Origin of the sequence: Bacteroides timonensis (assembly GCF_000513195.1) — a bacterium.
GTDB classification, from domain to species: Bacteria; Bacteroidota; Bacteroidia; order Bacteroidales; family Bacteroidaceae; genus Bacteroides; species Bacteroides timonensis.
Genome location: NZ_CBVI010000018.1, coordinates 1 through 21043, shown reverse-complemented (window position 1 = coordinate 21043; position 21043 = coordinate 1). Strand labels below are relative to the sequence as shown.

General features: G+C 43.3%; 8 protein-coding genes. 2 read left to right on the top strand and 6 right to left on the bottom strand.

Going from position 1 to position 21043, the window contains the following annotated elements:
- Positions 1–28 precede the first annotated feature (28 nt).
- From BN161_RS05975 to BN161_RS05960, 4 genes are read right to left on the bottom strand one after another with little or no spacing between them, the layout of a single operon-like run.
- Positions 29–2941 (bottom strand): leucine-rich repeat protein, encoded by a 2913-nt coding sequence (locus BN161_RS05975; protein WP_081743639.1) that lies wholly within the window; start codon positions 2939–2941, stop codon positions 29–31.
- Between the two features lie 5 nt (positions 2942–2946).
- Complete coding sequence (locus tag BN161_RS05970) at positions 2947–4005, bottom strand: hypothetical protein (protein WP_044263857.1); 1059 nt, start codon at positions 4003–4005, stop codon at positions 2947–2949.
- 26 nt (positions 4006–4031) lie between these two features.
- Positions 4032–5696: a fibronectin type III domain-containing protein gene (locus BN161_RS05965; RefSeq protein ID WP_044263855.1), complete on the bottom strand. Its 1665-nt coding sequence runs from the start codon at positions 5694–5696 to the stop codon at positions 4032–4034.
- A 28-nt stretch (positions 5697–5724) separates the two neighbouring features.
- Complete coding sequence (locus BN161_RS05960) at positions 5725–7074, bottom strand: PEGA domain-containing protein (RefSeq protein ID WP_044263851.1); 1350 nt, start codon at positions 7072–7074, stop codon at positions 5725–5727.
- Positions 7075–8530: 1456 nt separating this feature from the next.
- Here BN161_RS05960 and BN161_RS05955 point away from each other — a divergent pair.
- The gene (locus tag BN161_RS05955; RefSeq protein ID WP_044263848.1) at positions 8531–9853 is read left to right on the top strand and encodes an ATP-binding protein; all 1323 of its coding nucleotides are present in this window, start codon (positions 8531–8533) and stop codon (positions 9851–9853) included.
- A 108-nt stretch (positions 9854–9961) separates the two neighbouring features.
- Here the strand turns inward: BN161_RS05955 and BN161_RS28475 are convergent, their stop codons facing one another.
- Both BN161_RS28475 and BN161_RS05945 read right to left on the bottom strand, forming a co-directional pair.
- Positions 9962–16900 (bottom strand): InlB B-repeat-containing protein, encoded by a 6939-nt coding sequence (locus tag BN161_RS28475; RefSeq protein WP_044263844.1) that lies wholly within the window; start codon positions 16898–16900, stop codon positions 9962–9964.
- Between the two features lie 12 nt (positions 16901–16912).
- Positions 16913–20179 (bottom strand): leucine-rich repeat protein, encoded by a 3267-nt coding sequence (locus tag BN161_RS05945; protein ID WP_044263842.1) that lies wholly within the window; start codon positions 20177–20179, stop codon positions 16913–16915.
- A 679-nt stretch (positions 20180–20858) separates the two neighbouring features.
- Here BN161_RS05945 and BN161_RS29705 point away from each other — a divergent pair.
- On the top strand, positions 20859–21026 hold the full coding sequence (locus BN161_RS29705) for a hypothetical protein (RefSeq protein WP_167332495.1): 168 nt from the start codon (positions 20859–20861) through the stop codon (positions 21024–21026).
- Positions 21027–21043: the final 17 nt, after the last annotated feature.

Below are 21043 nucleotides of genomic sequence, written 5' to 3'. Positions count from 1 at the left end.
ACCTTTTCTCAAATTACAAACAATTTACTTATTGAACCAGAATCTTTTTTCTTGCCAGCAGATAGATGCCTTTTTCCAGTCCGGTGACAGCGGTGGTACCTTCCTGTACTTCAACCTGACGTACCATGTGTCCGGCTGTGTCGTAAATGGAAAGCGTACGCTCGCGGTCGTTCTTGATGTAAAGAACACCATATCGGACATAGATTTCTATTCCATTCCATGCGTCGGAAGGTAGTGCTTCTATGCCGGTGATTTCTCCTCCTATTCCTCCGATACTGTAAAGTTTCGGTGCGTTGACTATTGCCTCTTTGCTAATCAGATAAGCTTCGAAGGGTTGCACATCGCGCGAATTACGGACAAATGCGCCGCCCGGGGCGATATTCTCATACGTAGCCGAGTTGATGGCATACACTGTGTCATGCTTGAATACCGTTTCATAAACTGGAACCATAATCCGGTTGCTTCCTTCTATGCGTACAAGCTCTTTGTTGGAGGTTGCTTTTACCTCTACCCCTTCCGTATCTTCGGCATGGAAGAGTACTTCTCCGCTGATGTTGAACTCATCTTCATACGAATCGCTGTTGGGCATGGAGATGATATAAGGGGTATTTGCTTTCATGGCAGTGGTGTGCTGGAAACCGTCAGTGGTCATTTCCGCCAGCCAGAAAGGTTTAACTCCTTCCTTGCCACTGTTGAAAGGTGCCAGTTCCCCTTTCTTCTCGTTGCTGAAAGTTTGTACACTGAACGGCAATACGATTGCTTCCCAACCGGCTGCATCTATCTTATTGCCGGAATGCATGCTGAAGTTACGTTTATAGGTAATGTCTTTTGCCTTAAACGGTTGCGGGGCACGGAAACCTTTGCCGTGAGCTAAAGTAATCTTTTCGGCTATACCGCCGATAACTACATTTCCTTCATATGTGCATTCTGTTCCTTCCGGTGCAAATATAAGCAGATTGCCCATCTTGGCAGGTGTGTCGAAACTCTCGGCTGTGATAGTTGCTTGCGCATTCCAGTCTATTAGCAGCAATTGGCTGCAGCCATTGAATACGGCTTTCCCTACGGACTTCACACTGGCAGGAATTTTCATTTCAGTCAGTCCGGTACAACTGTTTAAAGCTGCTGGGGCAATCTCTGTCGTCTGATTGGAGAGTACGAGCCGTGTCAGGTTGGGCAAGTTATAGAACATATAGTCTCCGGTGACATCATCAGCGGTGAGGTATTTCTCATAATATTCATCCCCGCCTTCTACTATACGTGCTCCGCCTATATCGAGTCGTTGCAGGTTCGTCAGGCTGCGAATGAACTTGATATCGGTTCCGTTGAGATAGCCGGTAAGTGTCAGATTGACGATAGCTTCCTTGTCGCCTGCCAGTTCGGGAAGAGTGCCGGCAGGTTCCACATGAATGGTGTCGGAGGTGTTTTGCCCGATGCAGATGATGATGATCGCATCCTTGTTGTAGGTCTCGTCATGGGTCGCATCGTGCAACAGGGCATAGTACGTGCCTTTTTCTTCGGTCTTCACTTTTTTACCTGTTAATATGTCGCTGCCACTGAGAGTATATACCAACTCGTTTTTCGGGTTGAAGATAGAAAGGATACAGGGTTGATCCGCTTTCCAATAGACGGAATCTTCTTTGTTGATATCAATGCTAATGGCATCTAATGTTCGGCTTGCAGGCTTTTGAAAGCTATTTCCTTTATTCAGGGTCAACGGTTTGGTGTCTATCGTTTGCTTGCTGGTATGTGCAAAGGTGTCGATAGAGGCGACACTCCATCGTTCCGCTTCATCCTTAAACTGAAGGTTTAATTGTACATCGTTTGTCCAGGAGAATGTTGCTGTTCCGTTTTCTTTGCTTGTGCCTGTCAGTTGAATGCTTTCCGGCATCGTTTTCGGGATGATGGCTTCCGGTATGTCAAGGAGGAAGCCATCCCATTGGAGGACTTCTGTTGGTGTGAGGTTTCCGGTCTGTAACGTGTTCAAGTCATCGTTTAGCCAATAAGCATAGTCGCTGATCTTGCCTTCTGCTATGTTTTCTGATGGACATACAAAGTATTGTGTCAACAGACTACTCCAGTTTCCGAGTTTGTCTTTTGCTCTGAAGTTCAGATAGTGCACGCCTTGCTCCAAAGTAGCGACATCTAAATCAAGTATGATTGTACCGTTGTCGCTTTCTGTTGTTTTCTTATTTGTCACATCTTTGTCAATCCAGTACTCATAACTGTTCAGGGCATTATCTGCCCCGTTGTTCGTACTGGTACGATAGAAGTATTGCGTCAATAGGTTACTCCAGTTTCCGAGTTTATCTTTCGCTCTGAAGTTCAGGTAATGTACACCTTGTGATAAGTCGGACACGTCTAAATCGAGCGCAATCATTCCGTTGCTGCTTTCTGCGGATTTCTTATTCGTCACGTTTTTATCAATCCAGTATTCATAACTGCTCAGGGCATTATCCGCTCCGTTATCCGTGCTGGTGCGATAAAAGTATTGCGTCAACAGACTACTCCAGTTTCCGAGTTTGTCTTTTGCTCTGAAGTTCAGATAATGTACGCCTTGCTCCAAAGTAGCGACATCTAAATCGAGCATGATTGTACCGTTGGCGCTTTCTGTTGTTTTCTTATTTGCCACATCTTTATCAATCCAGTACTCATAACTGTTCAGGGCATTATCCGCTCCGTTGTCCGTACTGGTACGATAGAAATACTGGGTTAAAGGAGGACTCCACTTCCCTTCGCTGTCTTTTGCACGGAAGGTGATATAGTGTAGTCCTTGATTGAATGTGGATACATCTGCTTCGAAAGAGATCTGTTCTTGGGTATGGGCAGTATACACTTTCGATGGATAGTCAGTATCGAACCAGTACTCATATCCTACCAGACTTTGTCCTTTAGCCAGTGTAGACAAAAGGAGTAAGGATAGTATATAAGTTATTCTTCTCATGTCTTTTATAGTGTATTATCTCCTGCTTTTACAGTAATACTGACTTTCAGTTTTCCATTCTCTGTTTGGGGGGCAATGTCCTTTGATACAATGGTGGGGATGGTAAGGATGGTATTGAAAGGGCTGCTGCCGCCATATATCCCGACTTGAGTGCCGTCTGTACCGATATATTGGGTTAACCATTCGTCGGGGAGGGTATATTGAGATGCATCATTATAATCAGAAACGAAAAAGCCATAAAAAGTAACACGATAATTAGAGCTTTGTACAACGACATTCTCGAGAGCGTCGTAGTTAAATAGATTATTATACGCAGTACATTCCGATTTTAACAATCTTGGATGGTCAGCAGGGGCGCTTTCAAAACCTTTATACCGATCCACTCTATATATAATGTTATTCCTAAATGTTCCAATAAAACTATCCGTAGGGCAGTCAATGACATTATTCTGCAACAATATTGAAGATGTTGCTGCATTACTTCCCAGATAGCTAATGATACTGTTACTAACCACCATATTCTGTGAATCTCCCGGTTCCAGCCAATTAGCAACCCGGCAATGAATAATAGATACCCCATCAGATGTTGTCATATTCTTATTTTCCGCATCCCAAAAGGTCAATTTGTAGAATCTGCACTTTACGAACGATGCCGTAGACAAATGCTTGGTTATTCTGACACGGTCTGCAGAATAAATACCTTCTATATATAACCCTTTAGCCGGTGTGTCATTTACAGCTTCAAGTGCTATTGCAAAATCTCCCGCTATTCGGGTGGGAAATGCCATATTCCCTTCTTTTTGCGATGTAGTATCTGCTCTCATCTCATATCCATTACCATAGATAGACACTGCCTTTGTGATGTCTATAGCATTATATGTGCCTGCTCCCAATGTAATGGTGTTCCCATTCTCTGCTGCTTCCATTGCTTCTTTAAAAGCATCCGAGCCATAGAAATACTGTGTAGTTTCTCCTTTTTGCAATGTTGCCAAAAGGACATCCTGCGCTTTTGCGCTGCTTATCGCAACACAAGCCATAACTAACGAAAATAATACCTTCTTCATAATCTTCAATTTTAGTAGTTAATATTTTATTTCTTTTTTATCGTTCTTGTGTCCGGAAATGCCGGATCGTCAATGCTTGGGTCAGCCTTTTTAGTTCTTGCTGTCGTACTATGGCTGTAAGCGTATCCATTTTTGTTATGAGCATACGCCCGGATATAATAGGTTGTATATCCGATAAGTCCTGTCATTGTAGCTGACATTTCTCCCGTAGTACCGTCTATCTTGATTATTCCTTCATTTTCTTCTACAGTCGGCGTTCCTGTATGGCTATAGACGAATCCCCGTTCATCAATCTTCGCTCCTCCGTCGGCGGTAATCGTTGCAGATACATCCAGAGTAGATGGGGTGGGGTTGCTCGCCGAAATATCCTCTGTCGTGGCAATAGTGGAACTTCCCGTCTTTATCTTAATGAATGCACTACTGTATCCCACTCCTTTCGAATTGATGGCATAAGCCCGTACATAATATTCCGTATTATACTTCAGTTGGGTTAATACAGCTTCAAAATCATTTCCGGTAGCGGATGAGACGACAGAGTCGTTATCTATGGTCGGCTCAGAATTACTTGTACTCCAGCAGAACCCTTTTTTAGTAATGGCAAGTCCACCGTTGTCTGTGACGGATGCTTTTATGATTGCATTATCATCGTTTACCTGCACTTCCTGAAGGTTGCCGAGTGTCGGCTTAAAGGTTTGTTGAGTCTTCACTGTAATACTGGTGCTGTAGAATACGCCGTCGCGGGTACGTGCGTATGCGCTAATATAATAAGTCGCCCCTTCTTCAAGCCCTGTTACTGTGAGGTCTACGGCGTTTCCTTCTGACTTATCCTTTGCCGATGTGTCATTAATTGTCGGTGAAGTTACCGTTTTGCTGTAACAAGCCCCTTTTTCGATTATATTGAAATCGGCTGCTGCCGTGATGATAGATTTAATATGTACGGATGACACATCCAAGTCGCTATAATCCGGTATGGATAGGGAAACGGTTTGTTTGACGGGAGTAGTGCACTCTATGGTATTGCTGTAGCCGATTCCCTTTTCATTGAGAGCATACGCCCGGATGTAATATCTTTTTTCCGGTTCTAATCCTTCGATAAGGGCGCTGAAAGCATCTGTTGTCTCTTTCACTTCCACTTTATTTCCATTCACGGAAGGTTCGGCGGTTTCCGCACTCCAACAGAATCCTCGTCCGAGGATGTCGAAGCCCCGTTTGTCTGTGATGGTTGCCGATACTTTCATGCTGCTGGCAGTCAGGTCTTTGTCGGCAATGCTGCCCATGTTCAGGCGCGGAGTTTTTTCGGTGATACTGAATGATACGATTTCTCCCCGCTTTACGCTGTATCCACTGGAAGCGTAAATGCAGAAATAGTAGGTTCCCGGCGACATCTCTTTTAAGTCGCAGAGGTATTTGTTGCCTGTATTTGAGGAAGCGGTTGCTTTTATGGCCTTTTCGCTTCCGGAAGTGATGATTTCCTCCGAAGTGGCGATTAGAAATCCGATTTCATTCTGAATTGTGCTTTGGGGATTGGTTGCCACTTCTCCTGAAAGAGTTATGTCTATGCCCGGTTTGTCCAGGTCTTCTGCACTTCCGGTCGTCACGGCGGGAACAAAGCTTGTAGGTTCCGTGTCCTTTTCACAGCTTGCCACAAGTAGCAACAAGCTGCACCAAATGATATATTGTAGTCTTTTCATTGTTCAAATTAAGAATTAAAATTAAGAATCAGAAGAAGAAACCGATACCTGCACTCAGTTCGTGATATTTGAAGTTCACGGTCTGGAAGCCGACGGATATGGCAAACTGCCCTAAACGGCCGATGGCTCCTATTTCGGCGGCTACACCTGTGGCGGAGTGGTCGGTGTTCTTTATCAGTTCGCCGTCTATCGTTTCCCATGCCAGCACCCGGTTGCCGTATCCGGCGCCAATGTAGGCATACAATGGCTTGACAATTCTTCGTAAGTATCCTGCTGTGATGGACATGCGTGCTTTGGTTGTTGCGCCTTCTTTATAATAAGGTGTACCTGCGCCATTGGTCAATGCTCCTGTGTCATCGCATTCCAGCTCGGTGGAAGCTGAGCCGAAGTCGCTGCGGAAACGAATGTATGCCCCGTTGTTGCTGACTATGCCGACCATCGCCCCGTAAGAAGTTTGTGACGGGTGATAGCCCACTTCCGCCATTACCAGCGTGCGGCGCGGCTCTTTGGGCTTGATGGTCGATTTCATCTTGAAAGTGAGGCTGCTTGTCTGTCCGGCTTTAATCGTTACGGTACTGTCCATTGGGAAGAAAAACTCTTTTTCTATACCTACCCGATAGTCTTTCAAGGGTAAGCGGTCACTTTTATAGGGAGTTTGCCCCGCCAATTCGTTGTCTATAAAAACTTTGGCATCCTGTTCGGGCAGGGAGAAGACTTCCAGATATCCGAATCTTGGTTTCAGCGTTACGCTCATGATTTTCTGTTCGCTGCCCAGGTCGATGATTCCGGCTTCGGGGGCATACATGGGAGCTTCTACGCGATAGGTATGGGTACCTTTTTTCATGGTGGCGGTGAACAGTCCGTTTTCGGTAGGCACTTTATCGTCATCAATGTAGATGTCGGCTGTTGCCGGGTCGGGGCGCATGACGATGAGTTGGGTATTGCTATCCACGGGTGCTTGCTGCGTTCCGTCTCCTACTTGTATTTCCATTTCGTAGACAGTAGCTTTCTCAATAATGTCAGGATAGAAGTAATTGCGGAGTACACCGAACTTATCGTGCATGATTGAGATGCGCCGTGCTCCACGGGGGATGTACAGCCAGATTTCTCCGGGTTTGTTTTCGCGGGTAACGATGCCGAGCGCGTCCGGTTCGAACATCAGGTCTTTTTCAGTAGTGACGATACGGATGAGGGCGCATACTTCTCCGTTCTGATCCCGTTGCGGAGCGGTGATCCGGGCGGTGACATCGGTTTCCATCCGGTTGAATGCAGTTACCTGGATTTTGTTTTGCGCTTCTGTAGCAATGGTTGCGAAGAGCAGACACAGCGTTAAAAGAAGTTTTGCCAACAACCATTTTGCAGACTTACTGTTTGCCATAGCGTGTTTTTCTGTTTCTTCCGTCTGTCCTCTTTGGCGGAGGTTACTATATAAAAAAGCGTGAGGACCGTTTCTGTTCATCTACCCTTAAGGTTCTGGAATACCCTGCATCAGATGAACAACAGCCCTCACGCCTATGTTATATATAACGTAGACGTGAAGAAACTGTTGCTATTGCTCCGATGCATGAATTTTCCAGATTCTAAAGGAGGAACAATAACTTTCGCTTCTTGCGTTCTTAAACTCACATTTTATAGTCTTATGCGTTACCTATCTCTATAGGTAGCAAAACTTGGTACAAATGTAGGATAATATTTCTTAATAAAGAATTTCCTTGGATAAATTTTTTATTATAAATAGTGGAATACCGGTTAATGTCTGCGTTGCTTTTTCTGCATAATTTGTTATATCGACCACTTAGCATGGATATAATGCTGTTTATCTATAAAACCGTATCCTGACATTTCTCGGATGCTGCTTGTTCTGTAGCAATTCATGTTTGGATATGACAACTATCCCTTGAATCTGAACTTTGATTTGTCCTTTCTATAAATCTACTTTTCTTCTTACAGTTCTTTCAGCTTTTTCCGGATCGCCCCATTTAACGGCTTTACGGCTGAAACTTCCGGTGTATGAACTGAATCATCCAAAAATTACTCAGTGATGCCATACTTTATCAATCTGACAGATTGACAAAGTGATAATCCTAATGCGTGAGAATGTTTTCTTTCAAACCCTACCGGAGGGAAAGAAGAAAAAACGCAAGGATAACGTTTGGCGGAAGTGCACGATGAGAACTGTTTGTGGAAAAAGAAGGCACAGTGTTCTTCTTGTGTTCTATTTCATTCCAAATAATCTTCATCTTTAATGTAATTACAGCAAAAAGTAATATGCCGGATGATCCGACTTCGTATTCAAATAGAACCGAATAAACCGGTTTTGGAGGAAGGCTACACCCTTTTTCTCGGATCGTATCACCCTTTTAGCAGGATGGCTACACCTTTTTCCAAAAAGGGTGTAGCCATCTTACAAATTACACCGTTAGTTTTACCCTGTTACACCGTTAGTTTTGCTTAATTACATCGTTAGTTTTGCTTAATTACATCGTTAGTTTGAGGTAAACCGATGATTTATTTCAAGGAAAATGAGGATTCATTGTTCCAGAAGAGCATTTTTAATCCAAGCGTGTGTTAGCGGAATTCGTGTATTGGAATCTTTATGCTTGTAAAATAGGAATATTAGCGTCATTATTTTTATTCGTCAACTATAGGCGTATCGTATATTTCTGCATGACACTCTAAAATCAGATTAAAGTGCATTGATGTATGTAGTAAAGCTATACATTTGAATAAAGGAGAGACTGAGGATTTTCTTGTAATGTTTTGTATTACCGCTTTTTATTGATTAGCTTTGTAACCTCCGTAACGGTTACGGGAGTTACAAAATTGATATGACTATGAGATTCTATGATCGTACGAATGAATTAGCTGAGTTACAGCGTATAAAAAATCTGTCGTTTAATGACCACTCCCGCTTGACGGTAGTGACCGGTAGAAGACGTATAGGTAAGACAAGCCTTATCATGCGATCTATAGAAGACTCACCTACTGTGTATTTATTTGTAGGTCGTAAGAATGAGGCGACTCTTTGCGCTGAGTTTATTCCTGTCATCGCTCAGTCCCTGGAGACTTTTGTCCCTAATGAAATTCGCACTTTCCGGTCATTGTTTCAGTATTTGATGGAATTGTCTGTGAGCAGGGCATTTAATCTTGTTATTGATGAATTTCAGGAATTCTACAATATTAATGAATCTGTTTACAGTGATATGCAGAATCTTTGGGATCAATATCGTAAGAAGTCCCGTATGAATCTGATTGTATCCGGTTCCATTTATTCTTTGATGCAAAAGATATTTCAGAATTCAAAAGAGCCGTTATTTGGCAGGGCTGATAACATCATCAAATTATCAGCTTTTAGCTTGACGACTTTGAAGGAAATCATTCACGATCACAGACCTGATTATTCTAATGATGATTTGCTTGCCCTTTACGCTTTTACAGGTGGGGTGCCAAAATATGTAGAGTTGTTCTGTGATAACGGAACGTTGAGCGTAGACGAAATGATAAATTTCATGATTCGGGAAAACTCTCCTTTTACCGATGAAGGAAAAAACCTGCTGGTAGAAGAATTTGGTAAGAACTACGCTACCTATTTTTCTATATTAAGTGCTATTTCGGGAGGCATTAATACACAACCTGAAATAGAGGCTGCATTGGGAAATAAGAGTATAGGAGGACAGATTAAACGACTGATTGAAGATTATAATATAATCGTACGGAAGCGTCCCATATTGGCAAAAGAAGGAAGTCAGACTGTCCGTTATGAAATACAGGATAATTTTATTCGTTTCTGGTTTAATTATTTTGACCGTCATCGCTCTTTGATAGAAATTAAAAACTTTGTGGGACTACAGGCTATCATTAAAGCGGATTATCCTACCTATTCAGGTAAGATGTTAGAAGAATATTTCAAACAGAAATTTGCGGAAAGCTTTCAGTACAGAGCTATCGGTTCATGGTGGGATACCCGAAACGGGCAGGATGAAATTGATATTGTAGCTTTGAAATTAGAGAAAAAGCAGGCGGTAGTTGCAGAAGTGAAAAGGCAAAAGAAGAACTTCAAACCGGAATTGTTAGCGGCGAAGGTTGAACATCTTAAGCGTAAACTATTGCCCAAATATCAGATAGAAATGGTTTGTCTATCATTAGATTCTATGTAGTATATGCTTGCCGGTTTATGACTTTTGAAGGTCGGGACAAAAAAGTCTCCCTTCGGATTAGGTGTCGGAGGGAGACTTTTAAGATAAGCGTCATAAAGAGAGACAGGCTTAGTCTATCTTCATAAATTTCTGTTGTATAACCTCATTATCGGTTTTTATGATTATGAAGTAAATCCCTTTACTCAGTGAAGAAACATTGATTCCTTCGCCAGGAATTACTTGTTTGTCCACTATCAGTGTTTGCCCCGCAGTATCAGAGATGCGTACTTCTTCAATGTTGCCAATATCTCCCCGAATATACAAGCGGTGGCGTACGGGACTTGGATAAACCAGCAGGCCTTCCGAAATAGGAATAATTCCGGTTGCTTCGCCTATATGCAGGCTGACAGGGGTGGTTAAACTGCCCGTCAGTGTACCGCTCCATTCTATTTCTTCCTTGACGTTGTATTCCAGCTGGTCGGCAGTGTCGAAGGCACGTAGGGTCAGTTTGCTATCGGTTTGTTCTCCGTGGGCAGTGATAAACAGATAACCGTCTTTTTCAATAGCTATACCTCTGCATTCACCGTCCACAAATACACCGACAAGGAATTTTCCCGTTTCAGCCTTTTGTTCTCCGCTGTAAAGCTCGGCTATGGCAATCATGTTGTCTTCGGACTGGTGAATGTCATAGCTCCATTGTGCTGACGGGGCGGATGGTTCTGATTCTGTACCGTTCGCGGCATAGTTGAAAGACTTCACTGACTGAGAATAGTACATGTAGCCTTCACCGGGAAGCAGGTGGGTCAGGCTGCCTGTCCATGCACTTCCATCGTATATGGCAAAACTGTCCAAGCCTTTGATAAGGTCATTCTCTTCAGCTTGTAGATTTTGCAAGGCTTGCTCCAATGGTAAGGTGACGGTGGGGACATAGCCTATCCAGTTCCAGCCCTGGTTTAGGGTGATGGTGTTGCTTGTCGGATCTGCCCCCTTTCCGGTCAGTTCAAGAGTTGCCTCTTTCTTCATTTTTATCTTGTAAGCTTGAGTGGTGTTCAGGCTGTTCAATGAACCTTCCCAATCACTTTCATTTTTGTTCGTCAATTCTCCGTTTTGTCCTTTCAGGATGAGGACGGATTCTTTGATGGTAGCGAGTAGAGCTGGTATATCGTTCAGATTCTGATCCTGTACGTTGATAGAGAACCAGTTCCAGCCCATAGCGAGTGTGTAGTTTTGAGTGATGTTTTTTTCTCCGGCTTCCACGACGCTCACTTTCACTTCCGGTTTCATATCCATACCTTCGACGGCAAACTGTATCATAGTCTGTCCCGGAAGTTCGCCCGATATACTGAAGGTGGCTTTGCCTTCTTCATCCAATGTGGCTTCTGCCGGTTCTATGGCAGCAATGGTGGAGGAAACGGAAGTTGCGGTCACTTTCTTGCCTGTTGAGGCTTCTGCCGGTTCTACGGTTACTGTAATTTCAGCCGTTTCATTGTACACCACTTCAATCTCGGAAGCGACCACTGCCTTGGGCTCTTTTTCAATGGCTATCTCTTGGCTATAATCACTTTCCATTTGTATGCCGGCATAGCTCTTCACCCGTTTGCTGACGGTCAGTATCACTTTATCGGTGGTAGCCAGAGCCTCGGAAGGGACAAAGCGCACTTTCGAAACGAACTGCTCATTTTTGTTTTGCGGGTTTGCTTCGGCATTCTTGAAAGTTACTTCTCCGGTTACGGCTTCTCCGTTGCGAGTGATGGTGATGAACTCGGCAGTCATGGTTTCGGGCAGCATGAACTTGCTGAAATCAATTTCTATGCCTGTCTCATAACCGCGCACGGCTGTCACGGTAGGCTGGGCGGTTTGTACCATGCCAATATTCACTTCCAACTGTGGAGGAGGAACGGGGAGCCATTCGCTGTAAGTGGTCTGGTAGCCTTCTTTCTCAAACTTCACTTGCCAGAGCCCTTGGGGGACATCCCACTGATACATTCCTTTTTCATCAGTAAACAGAGGGTTTTCCTGAGCATACTCGGCTGCATTCCAAAGTACGATGTTTTCATGCAGGTCGCCGTACATGTCTTCTACCATCTCTTTATAGTAACAGGTGGCGGTCACACCTTGCAGACGGTTCGTCTCAACAGCTTCGTAGACGTAGCCGGAAGGGTCGTGGATAGGGCTGGACGGCGGAGTTGTTGGTGTAGGTGGAGTATTATCACCATCATCGTCGTTGTTGCATGAAGGATCATCACACTTTTTACATTTAAGTTGTGATATCTTGGCTCTAATTTCCTGTTTTCTCCTGTCTATTTCCCAATTGAAAACTGCGTCAATCGCTAATCCTGCAACCATTTTGCCTACAGCTGTAGCGAAAGCGGTTCCTATTGAAACACCCCCTGTAGCACCTGCAGCGACTACTTGGCCAACAGTTGCTATGTCTAAAAGGGCGTCTACACCTATTTTTACAACCAAAACCCCTTCAGCTTTAATTGCTCCTGATATTGTTAAATCTCTACATTGCTTTGCTCTTTCTTCGTCATCTTTACATGGATTTGGAACGGATAAATATATTTCTTGAAATTGCTGAATGATTGAGAGCCCATTGTATATAGCATCTGCATATTTTACAAGTGGTATTGATTTGGCTAATATTCCTTTCATCGGCCTTGACAATTTGAGAACTGTCGATGTTAGGGCGCGATTTTTAGAAATTCTTTTTAAAAGTTTTTCTGCTTCTTTTACTTCCGTCTTATATGTGTCAACATGTAATTTTTTCAGGTTATACATAGGATCGGAAGGGGCTAATAGACTTAATTCCTTTTCCAATCTTTCTAATTTTACTTTCTTCATGTTGAAAGTAAGATTTTGTCTATTGAATAAGGTGTTGGCTTCTGATAGCTCTTTTTCTAAACCAGCGACCAAAGAACCTATCATTTTCTCCATATCTCCATAGGCTTTCGCTATAGGCTGATATAGACTGTTGATTTTGGCTATCGCTTCATTGAATATCTTTAAATCATCTTCTACAGATCTGGTTTTTACTATTTGGTCAATAGTTGAACTACTGACTATTATTGTATGGCAGTTTCTGGAGAGATCAATATATTCAGTTTGTTTTTCTGTTGCTCGCGTGTAGATGTATTGTCCTTCTGTCGTTTCATAATGGCTATAACCCATATCGAGCAATAAGGAATCAGACGTGACATTGCAAGGTTTAGAAATGAACTTACTACCATCAGGTAAATCGTATTCAAAAAAGACTTCATTTGAATACATTTTTTGTAGCGCTGATATCGCATTATTTATTGAGTCTGAAATCTCACTTGTATTTGTTGTATCCTGCTTAATCAAATCATCTAATTCTTCGTCGGATAGCCCTTGTAAATACTTGATAAAGGAGCTGTCTGAGATTGTGTCGTTTTTATCAATGAAACCATTTACGTATAAGATTTCCTCTAACTCTTCAATACTTTTATCCAGATCGGAAATAGAATCGAGAAGCTGAACGTCAATAGCGAATTGTTCGGTCAGCTTGCTGTACATATCAGGTATTTGTTCAAGTAAGTTCTGGTCTATGGTGGGATTTGTTATCGCATCAAATCCTACACTTACATTTATCGGTAAGTTATTTGACTCGAATTTCGAAGTTGCAATCCATCTGTCTTTCTTTTCGTCATAAGTAGCTTTTAATGGCCTTATCTCGTTTTGATCGGTAAAAACATATAGTTTGACGTTTGAAATCACATCAGGACTATTGTTCGTGAAATTTGTAATAAATGTAATATCGGTGGCTGTGTAGAACATATAAGACGATGGGCTGGTTGTCCCTTTCAGTAAATCAAAGACGACTTCTATATTTTGCTTCAACCATCCATTATAAAAAGTCATTGTTACAGTGGAAGCTTCTATGGCATTCATGTCATACGTTACTTCTTGTGTTTCGGACTGTAACTCCAACCCTTGTTTATTCGTTACTTTTGCATGAATGCTATGTGTTGAAAGGTTGTATGGTTCGTTCAGTTCACACGTGGTGGTCCATATTCCATTGGCCAGTGATGTGGTTTGACCGATGAGTATGTTGTTGTCGTAGATGTTGATTTCTGAACTTCCCTGTGCCGTTCCGCTAATAGGAATTGTTGTTTTGGCTACGGTTTTTGGCACGGAGATAGATAAATCCTTTACTTCGTAATAAGCTGAACCGATCGGTTGCCGGACTGTTTTCCCGTTCAATGTAAATTCGGTGAACGCATTAGGATTATAAGTTCCTCCGGTTGTGGGGATGATGCAAAAACGGACCTGATCATTGTAATTGCTCATTGGGACGGTCAATTGATTGCCGTCTATCGTGTAAGCGCCGACCTGGCTACCTGTCATTACAGAATTGTCTACAAATGAACAGGATTCCGGCAAGTCAATTACTAATTGTACATTGCTGACGGAAGCGGCATATTCTTCTTTGAAGTCAATCTTTCCTTTTAAAGTCAGGTAATTACCGGCAACGATAGACGCTTTGTTGACGGTGAATGCAGTGCCTTCACCGGTATAATAGAGTTTACTCTCATCCAAAGCGGGAATTTCCTCATTGTTTATCAGTTCTATAGTGCCGCTCTTTACTGTTATAGGGTTTAAAATGTAGTCTGTTCCTTCTTTCAGTCCCGAAGTTTCCAGTGAAGAAAGTTTCAGAATTGAGTTGAAGAAACTGCTATTGCTCATCGAAACCAAGGTATAGGCTCCATCTGTCAGGTCGGAAATTGAAAGTGAAGTATTGGTATAACTATATTTTTTCAACAGTTCTCCTTTGCTGTCATACAGGATACCTGCTACGTTTGCATTGTCCGTTGAGCCGTAACTGGCACGGATTCCTCCTAAGCCGACTATATTGAAGGTAATATCTGCTTTATTCTCCGCGCTGATTGTAGTCGGACTTTCCACAGGGAGGAACGCATTAGTTTTGCTGGAGGCTGTGATGCGGAGCTGGTCGCCTTCGGCAACGTCTTCTAATAGGACAATAGAAGGATATTGTACGGAATATTGGGTAATTACTTTCCCTTGAGTCACGTTATATATTGTGTAAGAGATATTGGTATAATCAGAATACCAGGTTTGGGTTTCCGCTTCTTCGCCCGCGGCTACGCTGGGGGTGTACGTAAAGTTTAAGCTTATCGTGGCACCGGCTATCGTCTTTAGTTCAATCGTTCCCAAATCCGTTCCTTGACTGAAGTCTGCTTTCGTCAGTGTTTGGCTGACGTAGTCGGTGGCGGATACGGAAATTGTGCTTTCAGCATTGTAGATTTGCTGGGCAAATTTTCCTTTAGTGTCAGTTTTGGTTATGAATGATTTTGAATATTTGCCGTTCAGCTTCTGTGAAATGGAAATGACAGCACCCGATAGTGTGTTGTCATTTGCGTCTTTGACAGTTCCGGAGATTGTCGTCATCTCTATAGGAGTCAACGTATAAACCAGCCGGTTTTCTTTTTCCTTCACACTGTAGACCTGATTTACCGGAGCTACATACTGCATCCCTAAATCCTGATTCAGAACCATTCGATACCCAATTTCGGTTCCTGCTGTCTGTGCCTTCAGCAGGTTGCCTTGCGACAGGTATGCCTGCTTGGAATCCAGCCACGTAATCTGTACCTGGCTGGTGACATCTGTTCCGTCCGGAGTCAGCACTTGCAGGTTTACGTCAAGCAAAGCTAGCAGTGAAGTGAAAGTTACAGAGCAGTTCTCATCTTTGATCTCAATGTTTTCTATCTGCCCCAACACTACACCAGTCGGAGTTTTCAGAGAGACATTGTAGGTGCAATTCTTTAGTAATCCGTTGAAAGTGTACGACGTGCGGTCGGACACCACATAGCGTTGTTTCTGTCCGTTCTGCAAATTTTGCAATTCCAGAGTCATATTCTTGTAAACTCCTTCACTGTCGGCAGGCAGGTTCACTTCCAGGGTTCTGACGTCTTCTGTCAGTGGCAGGATGGTGAGGTCTTTCCACACTAGTGCCTCTGTATAGAGAGGAATGGCAGAGGCAAGCACATGGACAACGGCACCATCGGCGATTCCTTCAAAAGTATAGTTGCTTACTGTTGGCGGTGTGATGGCATGGCAGATGATATCCGTCAGATTTTTGCAATTACGGAAAGCGTAGTTGCCTATTCTTTCTATGCCGGCCGGCAGGATAATCGTTGACAGGTTGGTGCCGTCGAATGCATAGCTGGGAATTTCCGTATATCCGCCTGTCCGGCTAAGGTCGAGCAGAGTACAGTTACTTAGGTTTTGGGCGATGCCGAAGTCGTAGCTGTTCATCTGACCGCTGACAATGACCATCGAAACTTTGCTATAATTGCTTGAACCACCGACTACATTGCTTACGGCATTCATGATGCTGCCCGGAGTGAAATCGTCGATAATCAGTTCACCTGTTTCCGCATTCCAGTGATTGGCTCCCGGGTTTCCCGGGCTGTCCGGATTGAAGCGGAATAAGCCGGTTATGGAAACATCTTCTTTCCCTATCACGAATGAATAAGGGCTTTCAGTGGACAACAATGTCTCTCCCTGTTTCCAACCCTCAAACTGATAGTTGCTGTTCGGGTAGGCATAGACAGAAATCGAAGTTCCTTCACTGAAACGTTCTCCCGAAGTGATGTTGAAACGTCCTCCTTCGATTGGCGAAGCTGTCAAATTTAGTTTATACTTAATGACTTCCTGCGACGGATCGTCGGGATCGTCGGGGTTGAAGCTGTCTGTAGCCTTGAACACGGCAGTTATGGCAGTATTTTTTGCCGGCATGGTATAATTGAAAGAGCGACTGCGGGAAATCGTATCTCCGTCCTGCGCCCAACCTACAAACTGGTAATAGTTGTTGGCATTAGCGCTGAGGTAAACAGATTCTCCCAGAGCATATTGCTGCTTCCCCGAAGGTGAGGTGCTGCCTGCTCCGTCGGGGGTGACGTTGACCGTCAAATTATATCTCTGGCCCGGTTCGCCGGGGTTGGAGGGGTTAAACCCATCCCCTCCTTCTTGTCCCCATGCCGCGATGCTCCAGAGAGCAATGAATAGGCTGAATATATATTTCATGGATGTTCTGTTTTATTTGATTACCATAATTTTGAATGTTTCCTTACCGATAGTTACGATGTAGAAACCCGGTGCGACGGGGAGCGAGGTTGATGACTGTGTCAATATCCGACGCTCAATGACTTGTCCGGTGACATTGCAGACCCTCATCTTATCTCCCGGTTGGGCAGATATTAAGATTTGTCCGGCTCCTGCCGTCACTTGGGCAGCATTCGTATCATGGAATTTTTCTATTCCGGTAATGGTACGGGTAGTCAGGCGCAGTTCGAAGCGGTCGGTGCAGAAGCCGGCTTCTGCCGTAAAGGTGTAGCTGTCGAGGTCGAGGCGTGTTTCGCTTCCTGTCTGCTTATCTGTTAAGATCACTTCGTCGGCTGTAACTGTGGCGTCTGCCAGGCTCAGGGTATATGTGCCGGCTTTTCCTGCGTAAATGCCTACGGAGACAATTCCATTGCCCAACGGTCGTTCGTTGATGGCGTAATATCTGCCTGTAGCGTCTAGTGTAAAGAGTTGTGGCACGTCTTTGTCGTCGCTCATGAATTTGGCAGCATCGCGGGACATTTCATAATCCATACTTGCTTCGGGATTGATAACTACGCGGGTACGGTCGGTATAAGTGTCATCCTCCAAAGTAAAATTGAAGACGGTACGATCCGGCGAAACGGCGGAACGGGTCGTGGTGCGTTGGCGTACGGCAGTATCCAGTTGGCGGCCTTCAGCGGAGAAACTGATTTCTTTCGTTTCCACCGGCTTCTGAATGAAGAACGCTTGCATCGGGCTGAGTATGTAGTTATCGTCTTCGGTTGAGACGGCGGTGTAAGTCCGGTTACGGGTGTCCCATATTGTAATGGGAGAGGTGTAGTCCATGTAATAAATGTCATAGAAGCATGGATAGGGGTTGCCTATGAAATTCCAGCTGGCATTGTGGGCGAACTCGGAGGCGTACTCATCCAGTGTCCGTTTTAAGGCATTGCCGGAGAAAAGCCGGTTCTTATTGTCATTGTTGATGGCTTTCAGGGTAAGTTGGGTTTGTTTGTTGGCCTGGATGATATAGCCGGTTCCGGCTTGCAACGTTCCACCGGCGGGTACGTCTTTCCAGTTGCCGGTTTCGCCGTCGGCCCGTGCTTTACTGTCGTAGTAACGGATGACAAAGAGGGCGTCATTGCTGACTTCTATGTCTGCTCTGTTCACATCAAAAGGCAGTGTGATGAACTGCCAATAGTCTTTTCTCAGATTCAGTTTGTAGATGACACTATCGGCACGCATGGCTCCGGACTCGCTGAGCAAATTCGTATAAACAGCTTCTCGGTAGGACCAACTGTTATCATCATATCCACTGAATGTGTGGCTTTGTGTGTACTTCTTCATAGAGAGCGCATCGGTTCCTCTGACTGTTAGTCGGCCGTTATCAAATACGGATACGGTCGGATTGTTCTTGAAACGGATATCTGCCGCTATGACCAGTTCGCCGGGCACGTTGATGAGGTCTGTTTCATAATCCAGAGGATTGATTGTAGGAAATGCATCCCAACCCGGAGCCAGCTTATAGCTGTTTACGGACCAGAAAGGAACTGCAAGTTCTGCACTGGATTTATCTACACCATAGAGAATATCATTGTTGTTTTCTAATGTAGGCGGTACGGATGCCAGACAGGTAACTTTCTTGATATTGTGACATTCATAAAATGGATGATAGCAATAAGTCAGTGAAGCGGGCAGAGTGATTTCTGTGAGATTCGTACAACGGTAAAAGGCACTGCTTCCCAGACTTGACAAAGTCGAGGGGAAAGAGATTTCTTCCAATGCGGAACATTGATAAAATGCATTTGAACCTATGGTCAGTAGTCCTTTGGGCAAATTTATTTTGGCTAATGCACTGCATTCTTGAAATGCGGAATTGGAGATACTCTGCAATTTAGCCGGGAACTTCACTTGTATTAATGAAGTGCAATGGTAAAAGGAGGATTGACTGATAGTGGTAACATTATCGGGTATTTGGATGCTTGCTAAACTCCAGCAATTTTGAAAAGCACCATTTTTAATATCTGTCAGTGTAGTCGGCAACTCAATTTCTTTCAGTGAAATACATTCGTTGAAAGCGTAATCTCCGACAATCGTTACCCCTTCTGGTATAGTTATTTGGGTTAATCCGTGGCATCGGTAAAAAGCATATCTTCCGATACTTTTCAGGGTAGCAGGGAGCTTTATATCAAGTAAGGCGGCTCTCTCGTAGAAGAAATTTTCAGGTAATGATTCTATGGTGGCTTTGGTCAGGTCAATAGAAATTAAATTGGTGGCTTGTTGTTGTATCTGATAAAAATCATCGCTGTTTAGGGGGCCGTTTATTACCAGTTCATTAACTTGTTTTACGTAGTCAACTTGTTTTAGGATTTCTTCTCCCAAAGTTCCGGCAGTAGTTAGGGTTACTGTTATCTTTTTGGGCGTATTTCCGTCTATAATGACCAAATTAGACCAGTTGGTGGCTTCCTTATAGGTTTGTGCAGCACCTTCCGGTACATAAAATACTTTAGTGTAGTTGAAAGTGTTGTCGGATATTACCGGTGCGGTTTTGCCTTTAAGTGTGGCTGTGTGTAGGCGGAAACAATCGTTAAAAGCATGGGTGCCTATTGTTTCCAGCTTTTCCGGAAATGTAACTTTTTGCAGTTGCTGGCAATATCTGAAAGCATTACTTCCTATTGTTTTTAGACTGTCAGGGAATGCAACCTCGGATAAATTGCATTGACGAAATGCACTATTGCCTATGCTGACTAATTTTTCAGGGAAGTTCACTTTCTTTAGGTTGTAGCATTCGTAGAAAGCAGCATCCCCTATGTCTTTTAGTTTATCAGGAAGTGTGACTTCGGATAAACCGCACTGATAGAATGTATGATATTCTATCGTGGCTAATGTTTTAGGGAAAGTGATATCTTTCAGGTTGGAACAGTAGGCGAAAGCATTATTTCCTATTGCTTCCAAATTGTCAGGAAGTATGATTTTCTGTAGTGTTTTTTTTGAGTATAGCCCAGACTCGGGAAGTCTGTTACCTGGCACTGTAACCTTGCTTGTGTTCAAATAAACCAGGTTTGGCATTTGCTCTCTGATAAACCAAAAATCATTTCCATCCAGATTTCCCGAAATGGTGATGCTGTCACAGTTTACATCTTGTACTAAAGAACTCAGTTGCCCGGCAGTAGGGACTTCTACTGTGACATGGGTTGCTGATACTTGGTTCATGAGTGCCATTCCGATAATGGCCGTTAATAGAGTAGTAATTTTTTTCATAAGTCATTTAATTTATGATGTTGAAGTAAAATGTTGTATATGCTTATCAGTTAATCATTCAGGTCTGCTGGTTTTGCTTCCATTCTGACTGATTTTGCTACAAATATTATAAAATATATTTAAAGAAACAAATTCTTTGAGTGAGTATTTGGGAGGCTAAAGGAACGAATTGCTACACTAAAATATCTTATATTTCCATTTAGTTTCTACTTTTCTATATTTATCCTCTATTTGGGCAACTTATCTTTTTTTTTATGTTTTCGGAAAATATTTCTGTTTGGTTACAAGGCAACCGCATTCCAATGAAATTCTTTTTAATTTCTCACTTGTCTACATACTGCCTTAAAAACAGCTTCCGAAATTTGGACTACTTATACTGCCAAGGAGATATGGAGAAGCGGTTCTAAATGTATGAAGGTCTTGTTCCTTTACATAGTAGTGCTTGATTAAGAGTATTATAGTGTTATGTCTGTGCTGCAACGTTGCTGTACATACCTTAACAATACTGCTGCACATGCCTTGCAATGAAACTGTATATGGTTTGCAGTGACACTGTCTTTGTCTTGCAGCGACACTGAACATGCTTTGCAGTAATACTGTCACAGCTTTGCAGTAACTCTATGTCATGGATCTAGGGAAACACGTATATAAAGGGAGGCTATCCTATTATATGCAAAATATGAAGTACTCTTTTGATATACAATCTCATACGTCCGAAAATAGTCTGAAAATCAGTGCTGACAAACTGTTTGTCGTCACTTATAAACACCTTGTCAGCACTGCCGTCAAACTACGACTGACAAAGGGTTTGGGTGTTGTCAGTGCTGGAGTGCTGACAACTTATTGAAAAACTTTATTGAAGCC

Coding starts and splice junctions, on each gene's coding strand:
- BN161_RS28475 (WP_044263844.1), bottom strand. CDS start 16,900: ATGAAATATATATTCAGCCTATTCATTGCTCTCTGGAGCATCGCGGCA.
- BN161_RS05960 (WP_044263851.1), bottom strand. CDS start 7,074: ATGGCAAACAGTAAGTCTGCAAAATGGTTGTTGGCAAAACTTCTTTTA.
- BN161_RS05945 (WP_044263842.1), bottom strand. CDS start 20,179: ATGAAAAAAATTACTACTCTATTAACGGCCATTATCGGAATGGCACTC.
- BN161_RS05970 (WP_044263857.1), bottom strand. CDS start 4,005: ATGAAGAAGGTATTATTTTCGTTAGTTATGGCTTGTGTTGCGATAAGC.
- BN161_RS05965 (WP_044263855.1), bottom strand. CDS start 5,696: ATGAAAAGACTACAATATATCATTTGGTGCAGCTTGTTGCTACTTGTG.
- BN161_RS05975 (WP_081743639.1), bottom strand. CDS start 2,941: ATGAGAAGAATAACTTATATACTATCCTTACTCCTTTTGTCTACACTG.
- BN161_RS05955 (WP_044263848.1), top strand. CDS start 8,531: ATGAGATTCTATGATCGTACGAATGAATTAGCTGAGTTACAGCGTATA.
- BN161_RS29705 (WP_167332495.1), top strand. CDS start 20,859: ATGAAGTACTCTTTTGATATACAATCTCATACGTCCGAAAATAGTCTG.